This is a genomic window from Paraliobacillus salinarum (assembly GCF_014083865.1).
Lineage (GTDB): Bacteria > Bacillota > Bacilli > Bacillales > Amphibacillaceae > Paraliobacillus > Paraliobacillus salinarum.
Window position 1 is genome coordinate 172,476 of sequence record NZ_JACEFA010000004.1, and the last position, 13,182, is coordinate 185,657.

General features: G+C 36.3%; 9 protein-coding genes. 6 read left to right on the plus strand and 3 right to left on the minus strand.

Annotation, left to right across the window (positions count from 1 at the left end):
• Positions 1-17 precede the first annotated feature (17 nt).
• The 4 genes from HP569_RS06250 (at position 18) to HP569_RS06265 (ending at position 8,976) form a co-directional block, all read left to right on the plus strand.
• On the plus strand, positions 18-1,619 hold the full coding sequence (locus tag HP569_RS06250) for an extracellular solute-binding protein (RefSeq protein ID WP_182200300.1): 1,602 nt from the start codon (positions 18-20) through the stop codon (positions 1,617-1,619).
• A 69-nt stretch (positions 1,620-1,688) separates the two neighbouring features.
• Entirely contained in the window at positions 1,689-4,817 is a 3,129-nt protein-coding gene (locus HP569_RS06255) for an alpha-mannosidase (protein ID WP_182200301.1), read from the plus strand.
• 58 nt (positions 4,818-4,875) lie between these two features.
• Complete coding sequence (locus tag HP569_RS06260; protein ID WP_182200302.1) at positions 4,876-7,596, plus strand: alpha-mannosidase; 2,721 nt, start codon at positions 4,876-4,878, stop codon at positions 7,594-7,596.
• Positions 7,597-7,674: 78 nt separating this feature from the next.
• Positions 7,675-8,976: a glycoside hydrolase family 125 protein gene (locus tag HP569_RS06265; protein WP_182200303.1), complete on the plus strand. Its 1,302-nt coding sequence runs from the start codon at positions 7,675-7,677 to the stop codon at positions 8,974-8,976.
• A gap of 49 nt (positions 8,977-9,025) precedes the next feature.
• Here HP569_RS06265 and HP569_RS06270 read toward each other — a convergent pair whose 3' ends face one another.
• Positions 9,026-9,283: a hypothetical protein gene (locus HP569_RS06270; RefSeq protein WP_182200304.1), complete on the minus strand. Its 258-nt coding sequence runs from the start codon at positions 9,281-9,283 to the stop codon at positions 9,026-9,028.
• A gap of 180 nt (positions 9,284-9,463) precedes the next feature.
• Between HP569_RS06270 and HP569_RS06275 the strand changes: the two genes are divergently transcribed.
• Together HP569_RS06275 and mgrA are read left to right on the plus strand one after the other, a co-directional pair.
• The gene (locus HP569_RS06275) at positions 9,464-9,823 is read left to right on the plus strand and encodes a Lin0512 family protein (RefSeq protein ID WP_182200305.1); all 360 of its coding nucleotides are present in this window, start codon (positions 9,464-9,466) and stop codon (positions 9,821-9,823) included.
• A 98-nt stretch (positions 9,824-9,921) separates the two neighbouring features.
• On the plus strand, positions 9,922-10,920 hold the full coding sequence (gene mgrA, locus HP569_RS06280) for an L-glyceraldehyde 3-phosphate reductase (RefSeq protein WP_182200306.1): 999 nt from the start codon (positions 9,922-9,924) through the stop codon (positions 10,918-10,920).
• 166 nt (positions 10,921-11,086) lie between these two features.
• Here mgrA and HP569_RS06285 read toward each other — a convergent pair whose 3' ends face one another.
• Both HP569_RS06285 and manA read right to left on the minus strand, forming a co-directional pair.
• The gene (locus HP569_RS06285; protein ID WP_182200307.1) at positions 11,087-11,734 is read right to left on the minus strand and encodes an anti-sigma factor domain-containing protein; all 648 of its coding nucleotides are present in this window, start codon (positions 11,732-11,734) and stop codon (positions 11,087-11,089) included.
• 365 nt (positions 11,735-12,099) lie between these two features.
• On the minus strand, positions 12,100-13,068 hold the full coding sequence (gene manA / locus HP569_RS06290) for a mannose-6-phosphate isomerase, class I (protein WP_182200363.1): 969 nt from the start codon (positions 13,066-13,068) through the stop codon (positions 12,100-12,102).
• Positions 13,069-13,182: the final 114 nt, after the last annotated feature.

Consider the following 13,182-nt stretch of genomic DNA (forward strand, 5'->3'; position numbering starts at 1 on the left):
TAGAGAGGGGAAAAAATATGAAAAGAATTTTATTATTGTTCATTGTTTTTCTATCTTTTGGAATACTAGTAGCTTGTTCTTCAGATGATGAAGGTGGAGAAAACGATCAAGCTGCTGATGTAGAGGTAAATAAAGAAGGGTACCCAATTGTTGACGAAAAAATAACACTTTCTATGATTGCACCTGGTAGCGGTCTGGCGGAGTGGGAAGACATGCCTTTCCTTCAAGAATACTCTGATCGAACAAATGTTTATTTTAATTACAACACACCACCTGTAAATGACTTCCAAACAAATTTAAACCTTGCTTTTGCAAGTGGCGATATTGAAGATGTTATTTTCGGTGCTGGTTCTGATAACTTGACTCCTGCCATGGAAGTTGACTATGGCGCACAAGGTATTTTACTTCCATTGGAAGATTTAATTGACGAATATGCACCAAACTTCAAAAAGCTTTTAGAGGAAAGACCTGATATTGAAAAATCTATTACAGCAGTGGATGGACACATCTATTCTTTACCAATGGTTAGTGTTGAATATTCATCCAGCTGGAAGACAGGACCACTATGGTACAACGGAGAATGGCTAGATGCTCTAAACGTAGAAGAATTACCTAAAACAACAGACGAGTTCTATGATCTTCTTGTTAGATTCCGTGATGAAGATCCAAACGGAAATGGAAAAGCAGACGAAATTCCATTGCTTGATATACAAATGGACAGCTCTCGTCCTTGGCTTTTAGCTGCTTTTGGAATAAAAGAGTGGGGCATTGAAGAGAATGACGGAAAAGTTAGATACGCTCCAATCCAACCAGAGTATAAAGAGTACTTGCAATATATGAATAAATTATATGAGGAAAAGTTACTTGACCCAGAAACTTTCTCACAATCAAGTGAGCAAAAGAAAGCAAAAGGACAAAATAATAGAATTGGTGTATTTCCAGATTGGTTCTCTTTCTTTACAACAGGTGATTCTCAAGAGGAAGCAATGAATGATCCAATGTTCCATCCGATTACAAATGATCCTGGCTCTGAACCAGTAGTGCCAATTAAATCTGGTGTTACGAGAGGCGCATTTTCTTTATCAAGTGATAATCCTAATCCCGAAGCTGCAATGCGTTGGGTTGATTATTTCTATTCACAAGAAGGCTGGGAAGAACTTAATAAAGGACCTGAAGGCTACACTTGGGAATGGGATGAAGAAAAAGAAACAAAATTACCACTTGATCCACCAGAAGGCTTTGAATCATCAGAAGAATATCGAGCAACAATTACACCGGACTATGCAATTACAACACCAACACTAAGAGCTCCAAAGCAATATGAAGAAATATCTGATTTCGATCAATTCTTAACAGAGGAGACAAATAATAAAATAAAACCATTTGGTGAAGTGCCTTATCCATTAGTTTACTTTACTAATGATGAGCAAAAAGAAATTAACACGATCGAAGTTGATCTTAAATCCTATGTAGAACAAATGGAAGCTAAATTTATAACTGGCGTAAAACCTATGAGTGATTGGGATGAGTATGTAGAAACAATTGAAAAAATGAATGTTGAAAGATATGTAGAACTATACCAAAAAGCTTATGACAGATGGGCTGATTCTGCAGAATAACTAACAAGGCTTGTATACTTTTGTATACGAGCCTTAACCATAGAAATCATCTAGGAGGGTACTTTAACCGTGTTCTTAACAGAGAAGAAAGTAAACAATAGAATCAATGAACTATCTGAATATAGATATCGTGATCGTATGTGTCTAAAGGATTGGCAATTCGTAGTAGATGATGGAGAGATAGGGGCATATCCTTCTTCAAAATCTACGTCCAATGCTAAAACCGTGAGTATCGGGGAGCACTGGAAAGGAAGAGACCTTTATGCTTGGCTATCTAGTGTAAAGAAAATACCTGAAGAATGGTCTGGTAAAAAAGTTGTCGGAGTTTTTGATTTTGGTAACACGGGAGGCGGAAATAATTCGGGATTTGAATCACTATTATTCATTAATGGTGAGCCCTTCCAAGGTGTAGACTCCAACCATAAAGAAGTCTTTCTTAACGCTGAACATATTGGAAGTAGTATAGCATTTGATTTTCGATTATGGTCAGGTATGGAAGGTGGCGGCGAGCCACAGATTCAAGAGTTCAAATTCAAACGTGCTGACCTAGCATGGCTCGATGAAAAGGTAGATAAGTATTACTTTGATACAAAAACAATTATTGAAACTGTTGAAACACTAACAGATGACAAACCGGAGAGACACAAATTACTAACAGCATTAAATCAATCTTTAAATAAGATTAATTGGTTAAACCCTGGTTCTGACGCATTCTATGAATCTGTCTATGAAGCAGAAGCATTTTTAACAGAACAAATGGCTACGATAGAAAAAAGTCATGACGTAACCTTCCATTGTATTGGTCATACCCATATAGATGTCGCATGGCTTTGGCAATTGAAGCATACAAGAGAAAAATCTGCACGTTCATTTTCTACTGTATTAAGATTGATGGAGCAGTATCCTGAATATCTCTTCCTGCAAAGTCAGCCTCAATTATATGAATATATTAAAGAAGATTATCCAGACATCTATCAACAAATGAAGAAGCGCATTAAAGAACAGCGCTGGGAAACAGATGGCGGTATGTGGCTAGAAGCGGATTGTAACATTCCATCAGGAGAATCTCTTGTTCGTCAGCTTTTGCTAGGATCAAATTTTCTGCGAGAAGAATTTAATAAAGAGACAGAATATCTATGGCTTCCAGATGTGTTTGGTTACAGTTGGGCATTGCCACAAATCTTAAAAAAATCCGGGATTAAAACCTTTATGACAACAAAGATTAGTTGGAGTCAGTTTAACCGCATGCCACACGATACATTCCATTGGCGCGGTATTGATGGCAGCGAAATTTTAACACATTTTATTACAACAACGGAGCCTTGGCCTGAATCTACTTATTACACTTATAACGGATATATCACACCTAAGGTTATACATGATTCGTGGGATGAGTATAAAGACAAAAATATCAACCAAGATCTTCTTCTATCTTATGGCTATGGTGATGGTGGTGGCGGTGTAAACAGAGAAATGCTTGAAACTATGAAGCGTATTGACGACATGCCTGGATTACCTTATGCAAAGCCTTCTAGAGCGGATGACTATTTCAAACGCCTACATGAGACGGTTGATAATACGAATGAATATGTTCATACATGGGATGGCGAGCTATATTTAGAGTTTCATAGAGGAACTTACACTTCACAAGCTTTTATGAAGCGAATGAACAGAAAATTAGAGTTACTATACCGTAATAGTGAGTGGTTGAATGTAATAGATGGCTTACATGCAAAGTCAGCAGCAAATTATCCAGCAGCTCAACTAACAGCTGGTTGGAAAACGATATTACGCAATCAATTCCATGATATTATTCCAGGATCATCAATTAAAGAAGTCTATGAAGATGCTAAACAGGAATATGAAGAAGCTGAACAGATTGGAAATGAAGCATGGAATCTAGCAAGTTCTCATCTTATTCAAGACGAAACGAATCCTTACGTTTGGACAATTTTCAACTCTGCCCCTTGGAATAGAGACGATCTCATATTTATCGCTGTTGATGAAGCAGGTCGATTTAAGGATGAGGCAGGTCATGTATTAGAAGCACAATATACTAATGGCGGCTACGATGTAAAGGTAAATAATATCCCATCTATGGGTTATGCACCAATATATTTTGAGCCTACTGAAACACCTAGTCAATTAGAGGAGCCTTTTACTATTTATGATAAAGGGATACGTACACCTTACTATGACATTGCGTGGAATGAGCAAGGACACCTTGTGCAAATATACGATCGCGAACAAAACAGAGAGGTTCTCGCACCGAATAGTCGCGGTAACGTATTACAGATTTTTGAAGATAAGCCGCTTATGTTTGACGCTTGGGATATCGATATTTTTTATCAAGAGAAAATGGAAGAAGTAACTGAATTGATGTCCATCGAGTGTGTTGAAAAAGGGAACTTAAAGACTGTCATTCGATTTAAATGGAAGTATGCATCAACAGTTGTTGAACAAGACATGATCGTATACACAGGAACCCATCGTATTGATTTTAAAACGTATGTAGACTGGCAAGAACGTCAACGTTTAATGAAGGTGGCATTCCCTGTTGATATTCGCTCAACAGAAGCAACTTATGATATACAATACGGAAATGTTAAACGCCCAACACACTGGAATACGAGCTGGGACTATGCGCGATTTGAAACGGTTGGTCACCAGTGGGCTGATTTATCTGAGGGTGGCTATGGCGTAAGCTTACTAAACGATTGTAAATATGGTTATGACATTAAAGATAATGTAATGCGGTTGTCATTATTAAAATCAGCTACTCACCCAGATCCACTTGCTGATAAAGGAGAACATCAATTCACCTATTCTCTATTCCCACATGCTGATAGTTGGATTGAAGGTAATACCGTCAAGGAAGCTTGGCATTTAAATAGCCCATTAACATGTAGCAGTGGCGTGATTGAAGAAAAAGGAAAATCATTATTGCACTGCACGGCTGATCACGTCATGATCGATGCAGTGAAAAAGGCCGAGTACAGTGACGCTGTTGTTATCCGTATCCATGAATATGCTGGTAAACGAACAAATGCAAGTCTTTTCGGAGATTGGAAGATAGAGTCATGGAAAGAGTGTGACTTAATGGAACGCCCAATCGATGGATCAGAAGGCATTGGTAATATTGATTTCTATATTCAACCATATGAAATTAAAACATTTTTAGTGACCTTTGCAAAATAAATGTTCGGACAACACGATGTAATTAAATAACATGAACGAGGAAAACAAGGAGGTCTCTATGAATAACAAACATATTCATATCATCTCACACACACACTGGGATAGAGAATGGTACTTACCTTATGAAAAACATCATATGCAACTAATTGATTTAATGGATACATTACTTGAAACATTGAAGACAACTGCTGGCTATAAGAGCTTTCATTTAGATGGTCAGACAATTATTTTAGATGACTATCTACAGGTTCGTCCGGAAAAAAGAGAAGAACTGAAACACTTTATTCAAGAAGGAAAGATACACATCGGTCCTTGGTATATTTTGCAGGATGAGTTTTTGACTAGTAGCGAATCCAATATTCGCAATCTACAATACGGCATGTTAGATGCTAATAAGTGGGGAAATATTTCTAAAATCGGTTATTTCCCCGATTCATTCGGAAATATTGGGCAAGCTCCACAGATCTTGCGTCAAGCCGGAATTAATTGTGCTGTATTTGGTCGAGGAGTAAAGCCAACTGGTTTTAACAATGAAGTAATCGAGTCTGACATTTACGAATCTCCTTACTCAGAAATGCATTGGCAGTCTCCAGATGGCTCAAAAGTTTATGGTATATTGTTTGCGAATTGGTACTGTAATGGAAATGAGATTCCTGTTGAAAAAGAAGCTGCACGAATTTACTGGGAGAACCATATTCAATCATTAGAAAAGTATGCCGCTTCTTCTCATATGCTTATGATGAACGGATGTGATCATCAGCCAATTCAGACTGATTTAGATAAAGCTATTCAAACAGCTGAAGCGCTACACCCTGATATTACATTTACTCATTCTAACTTTAATGATTATGTAAAAAAACTTGTAGATACGCTACCAGAAAACTTAAAAACAGTAAAAGGTGAATTGCGTAGCCAACAAACTGATGGCTGGGGAACACTTGTTAATACTGCATCAGCACGCAATTATCTTAAGCAAATGAATCGAACGGGTGAAACGCTACTTACTAAAGTTGCTGAACCGCTGGAAACCTTCGCCTATATACTAGGTAAGCCATACAATCACAAAAAGTTAGAGTATGCGTGGAAGACATTAATGCAAAACCACCCACACGATAGCATTTGTGGTTGTAGTGTCGATGAAGTACACCGAAATATGGTAACTCGCTTTGAAGACAGCAAACATGTAACTGAATCAATTATTGATGAAAGCCTTACAGCTATAACCGAACAAATCAATACCTATGCTTTTAGTGAATGGGGTAAAAATGCACTTCCGTTTGTTGTCTACAATACTACAGGCTATGAACGAACTGGAACTGTTAGTATGACACTAGATGTAAAACGTGAATATTTTGCTGATGGAGTAAATAAAGAAGCATTAAAATCATTTGAGTTGGGTACGAAAGAATTGGTTGATGCTGATGGTACACGTTACCCATTTAATATGGAAGACTTAGGAATACACTTTGGCTATGACTTACCTAAAGATAGATTCCGTCAGCCATACATGAGCCGTCGTATAAAACTAACATTTGAAGCAAAACAAATTGCAGCTCTTGGCTACAAATCATTTGCTCTTGTGCCAGCCGATGAAAATACTACTCCTATCAATAAGGATACTCTTGTAATTAATAATTCAGAGATGGAAAATGAAAAACTTTATGTACGTATAGCAAAGAATGGATCATTAACCGTTGTCGATAAAGCTACTGGAAAAGCGTTTGAGAATCTCTGTATTTATGAAGACACTGGTGATATTGGTAACGAGTATATGTATAAACAGCCCGATAATGAGAAACCGAGAACAACAGAGAATCTAGAAGCCGAGATCGAACTAATTGAAAATACAGCTTTTCGAGCAACTTTTAAGATTGTGCATCATTGGGAGATTCCAAAAAGTGCAACCGGATTATTAGAACAAGAGCAAAAAGAGTTAGTACAATTTAATGTAAGGAAAGCACAGCGAACAAAAGAAACTATTCCGTTTGTTATCCGAACGCACGTGTCATTAGATAAGAATGGCGAAACGATCGAAGTAACAACATCATTTAATAATCAAGCTAAAGATCATCGTTTACGCGTTCTTTTCCCAACAGATATTCAGACTGATTCGCATCAAGCTGACTCAATATTTGAAGTAGCCATGCGCCCAAACCATCCATCAGAAGAATGGACAAATCCGGATCAATCACAGCATCAACAAGATTTTGTGAATGTTAGTAACGCTAATGAAGGATTAACCATTGCCAATTATGGATTAAATGAATATGAACTATTACCAAACGACAAAAATACTATTGCACTTACACTACTTCGCTCAGTGGGAGAAATGGGTGATTGGGGATACTTTCCAACTCCAGAAGCACAATGTCTTGGTGATCACACCGTGTCATTTGCTATCATCCCTCACAGCGGAGAGGAAACAAAAACGGAGAGCTTCCGTAAAGCGTATCAATATCAGATTCCTTGGTCAACGCAACAAACCAATCTGCATATAGGCGATTTACCTTCTCAAGGAGCATTTATTGAATGGGATGGGAGTAACATTGCTTTTTCTTCCATTAAAGTATCAGAAACAAGCGAAGATATATTAATGCGTTGGTTTAACATGGCGGATAATCAAGAAGAGTTAACGATTCATACTCCTTGGCCTTATCATACTCTATACAAAAGTAATGTCATCGAAGAACAAGGAGAAACAGTTACAAATGGAGATAACAAAGATAGTTGTCTTCCTATTTCAGGTCATGAAATTTTAACGATTGGTATAACAAAATAATTTATGTCTAGATAGGCAAAATGCCTCGATGCTCGTTTTGCCTGTCTGGACTAACCAATAGAAAAGGGGTGATGCATCATGCAAAAATCACTATCTGACTTCAATACATCCTTAACGAACATAATCAATCAACATTTTAAAGATGACTTAAAAATCCGTACTATGTTTGAAAATTGTTTCTCGAATACATATGATACTACCTTGCGTCCGCAAGAGGATGGAACAACATTTGTTATTACGGGAGATATACCAGCAATGTGGTTAAGAGATTCAGCAGCACAAGTGCGCCCTTATCTTTTATTAGCTGAAAATAGTGAATATATGTCTGATTTGATTCATGGTGTCATTCAAAAGCAGCTTAAATATATCATACACGACCCATACGCAAATGCTTTTAATGAAACTGCAAATGGCCAACGCTACCATGACGATAAAACAGAGATGACTCCACTTATGTGGGAGCGCAAATATGAAATTGATTCGCTTTGCTATCCAATTCAACTTGCTTACCTATTATGGAAAGCGACAAACCGTACGGATCATTTTAATTCGACTTTTGAACAAGCAACTAAAGCAATTATAGAAACCTGGAAAATAGAACAATATCACACCAAAAAATCAAGTTATTATTTTTCTAGAGATAGTTGTCCCGCACAAGATACATTATCTCATGATGGTAAAGGTGCTCCTGTTGGTTATACCGGAATGACGTGGTCTGGATTCCGACCTAGCGATGATGCATGCCAATATGGATACTTAATTCCTTCGAACATGTTCGCAGTTGTTGTACTAAAGTATATTGCAGAAATTGCAACAGAAGTACTTGATGATACTGTTCTCGCGCAAGTTGCCATTCAACTTGCGGAAGAAATCGATCAAGGTATTCAGAGGTATGGAAAAGTTGAACATCCTAAGTTTGGAACTATTTATGCCTATGAAACTGATGGGCTTGGCAACCACCTTTTAATGGATGACGCTAACGTTCCAAGCTTGTTATCTATTCCTTATTTAGGCTACTGTGATGCGGATGATCCTATTTATTTAAATACAAGAAAATTTATTCTAAGTGATTCTAACCCTTATTATTATAGTGGAGAAGTTGCAAGTGGAGTTGGAAGTCCGCACACTCCTGAAGACTTCATTTGGCATATTGCTCTTTCCATTCAAGGATTAACAGCTACCTCATCAAACGAAAAGGCAGCAATTCTTGAAACATTTAAACGAACAGATGCTAAGACGAACTTGATGCACGAAGGATTTCATGTTGATAATCCAGATATATTCACCAGATCTTGGTTTGCTTGGGCTAATTCAATGTTCAGTGAGTTTGTGTTAGCGCAGTGTGGCCAGTACGTAAAGGGATCACCACTTGCCAAATAAGTTGTATAATATTTTTTCACTCACACACAAGAAGGTTTGAACAGAAAGTCTATTCTTTTTGTTCTTGCCTTTTTTTCTTGCGTCTATTAATAATTATTGAGACAAGGTTATTTATACAAAAAAGAGCAATACATATAGAAAACAACATATCATACCTCAAAGATTTATTAAAACTTTTTGCTGCTTGTTCTGTTCCTAAACCGTAATTCTCTGAAATATGCATTAACTTCATATAAAAATAAATAGCTCCAAGAAATAAACTTACTTGTATTATAATGTATATGAATTTAATTAGCTTTTTCTTCAATGTCATCTCCTCCCTTACATTTTTCCAGATATATTCACTAACAAAAACAGCTTTATAATCTAATTACACACATGTCATTTCCCGGGAAATAAGCATATAAAATGTCGGGAAATTTTAAATCATTATGTAATAATAGTATAATATGAAGCAAAACACCTCAATAAGCGAAGGAGTGTTATAATGGAACATATTATTTTTATAGAAACAGGTGTTGGGATTGATACACACGGGCAAAATGTAACAAAGGCAGCTGTCCGAGCAGTAGAGAATGCCATCCACTATAATTCAATGCCTGGATTAAAAGAATATTTACCAGGAAAGTCGTTAGACAATATGAAGGTAAATGTAAAATTAGCTGTTCCCGCTGATAAAGATCTCGTTGATATCGAAGTAATTCGAAAAGAGATTCCATATGGCACAGTCACGGTTGAAATCGTTGATGGCGGGATGGCAACGATAAGTGGAATTGTTTTAGAAGAACAAGAGGACAAAAATGATCTAATGTATATCGTTAACGCCGCTGTTGAAGTTGGCTATTAATCTTTGTTAATCGAATCTCCTTTATTTTATCTAAAATAAAGGAGATTTATTTTTTTTATTGAATAATTGTTATATACCCTAAAAAGGAGATGGATCACATGACATACATTGCAGCAACAGATCGATACGAACAGATTCCATATCATCGCGTTGGTCATTCTGGATTGAAACTTCCAGCTATTTCTCTTGGATTATGGAACAATTTTGGTGGTACTGATGCAGTTGAAAATCAACGTGCCATGCTTCATCGAGCATTTGATTTAGGCATCACACATTTTGACTTGGCAAATAATTACGGGCCTCCACCAGGATCGGCTGAAGAAAACTTCGGTAATATATTAAAAAAAGATTTTCAACCTTACCGAGATGAATTAATCATATCAACTAAAGCTGGGTATAAAATGTGGGATGGTCCTTATGGCGATTGGGGCTCAAAGAAATATTTAATTTCTAGCTTGGATCAAAGTTTAAAGCGTTTACAATTAGACTATGTTGATATCTTCTATCATCATCGTCCTGATCCGGACACACCGTTAGAGGAAACAATGGCTGCACTTGACCTAGTCGTTCGTCAAGGCAAGGCATTATATGTTGGTATATCTAACTATTCTGCAGGCGACACAGAAAAAGCAATTGAGATTTTGCAACGACAAGGTACACCGTTTATTATTCATCAAGCTGCTTATTCCATGCTAAATCGTTGGATTGAAGATGGTCTAACCGATGTGTTAGAAAAAGGTGGAGCTGGATGTATTGCATTTGTACCATTAGCACAAGGATTATTAACAAACAAGTATTTAAAAGGAATTCCAGAAGATTCGCGAGCAGCGAAAGAGCATATTCCTTTCCTTAATAACAAGGATATCACCAACGAAGTTATAGAAAAAGTAAAGAAATTAGATGCCTTAGCAAACGAACGAGGGCAATCTCTTGCTCAAATGGCGCTTGCTTGGGTTTTACAAGAAAAAACGGTTGTATCTGCGCTAATTGGCGCTAGTCGTGTAAGTCAAATTGAAGAGAATGTAAAGGCACTAGACAATACCTCTTTTACAAAAGATGAATTGTCGCTAATTAAAAATATTTTAGGTGAGAATTAATTGCTTTATAAGCTATCATTTTGATTAAGCTAATAAATAACCGAGTGATAACGCTCGGTTATTTATTGACATAGAATTCATTGTTGCAAGTAAATTGTAATTAATTAAAAAGTATACTGTTTGTACTAATTTATTATTCTTATTTAGTTTCCTTTTTTACTGTTTTTTACCAGCTGTATATTTGTTCGGGATTTTCTTTTAAGGTGTTATACGTATCTTCTGACAATTGTTTTATTTTTATATCTGCTTGAACAGATTCAACCGCTAACCGACTCGTAAGCTCATTTCGGAAATCTTGTTCGAATGAAATATTTTTATCATTTAGCGAAACAATCACACTAGCAATTGTTCCCTCTTTATTCAAATAACCAGATGTAATACTTTGCTGAATAAATTGGTTTGAAAAATCATATAAGGTTACATCCTCTTCCTCAATGGTTTGTAATAATTGTTCTGCTTCTTGATTCAAAGGATTCACTTCTAACACTGACAAGTCTCTGTTAACAATTACTTCAACACTTGGATTAATTTTTAAAATAATTGCATAGGAAGCTTCTGTTGATCTAGCAGAGAAGATATTTATCACAATTACTATGAGAAAAGCAACCGCGATTAATTTGATAATATGAGGTACAGAGGTTATGAGCTGTTTTTTTTCTACTACATCGTTCTCGGAAATAGTAACTTCCTCTCCAACTTCAGGCATATATCCCTTTGTTCTATTTACTCGCTTAAAATCACCTTCATTGGTCAATATAATATACTGTTTTTTCTGCACTTCCATTACGATGCCGTGTAATTTATCATAATTCATCATGCCACACCTTTGCATTATTATGTTTACTGGCTATTAAAGTACATCCAGTGATAGAGTTCTTCTTTCATATTGAATAAAAAATAATTCAATCATGTTATCTATTATTTTATTATAGATAACGCTTACAATTACTATTAAATTACTTCTTATTCCAATTATGACTTAGAACCTTACTTATGACAATGCGTTTAATCATAGCATATCTATATTCTTTCGCAATTCTTATCAGTTTAAATGACGTTTTCTTATTATATTATTAAAAATAATCTACTATCACGTGCTCATTTATACATATTAAAACATTCTAAGTACGAACTATCCTCAAACATAAAAAACTACGCCTAGACGTAGTTTTTAGTAGCTTATTTTGTTGGAGTTGGATAGGAAACTAAGCATTCCGCTTTTCCACTTAAATGAAAATCTGAAATGGTAGCAGGAATGATAAAGTGGTCTCCTTTTTTAATATTAAATTTTTTGCCATCGATCGTTAACACAGCTTGTCCCTCCACTACACTTACTTGTAAGAAATCAGCTGTACGTGTTTGATTTACTTCGCCATCAAGATCCCAATGATACACAGTGAAATAGTTTTCTGTTACTAAGCGTTTTGCAGTTAGCCCATCTAGTTCCTCTACTACTTGATCGTAATCTGGAGTATGATGAGGCACGGTGGTTACTTCTACTGAAGAATCGAGATGTAATTCACGTGTATTGCCTTCTGCATCGGTTCGATCATAATCATAAACACGATAGGTAATATCTGAGCTTTGTTGTGTTTCTAAAATAACTAATCCAGAACCAATAGCATGAATCGTACCACTTGGCACATAAACAAAATCACCAGCTTTTACTGGAACACGACGCAACAGGTCCCCCCAATTTTCGTCTTCAATCATTTTTGCAAGCTCTTCTTTCGTTTGTGCGTGATGTCCACAGACAATCTCTGCCCCTTCTTCTGCTGATAATACATACCAACACTCTGTTTTACCATAGGGTTGTCCTTCCACTTCGCGTGCATAAGTATCGTCAGGATGAACTTGAACAGATAAATCTGCTGCAGCATCTAATATTTTAATTAATAACGGAAAAGCTTCGTTATTGTTTGCTGTCTTATTAAAAAGTTCACCTTGCTGCTCCCATGCATCTAATAAGGTTTTTCCAGCTAGTTCTCCATTTATGATTTTACTCGGTCCATTTGGATGTGCGGAAATTACCCATGCCTCTCCAGTTTGGTCATTAGGAATATCACAGTTAAATTCCGTACGTAGCTTGTGACCTCCCCAAATACGCTCTTTAAACACAGGCTCTAAGAATAATGGCTCTTGATACATAAATAACATATCTCCCTTATGTTTTTCTTTATTTACTATTTTATCACAGAAATGCATCTTTGGATTTTCAACTTTTGTCCACATTTTTATGCACATTCTAAATAAAAAACTCTT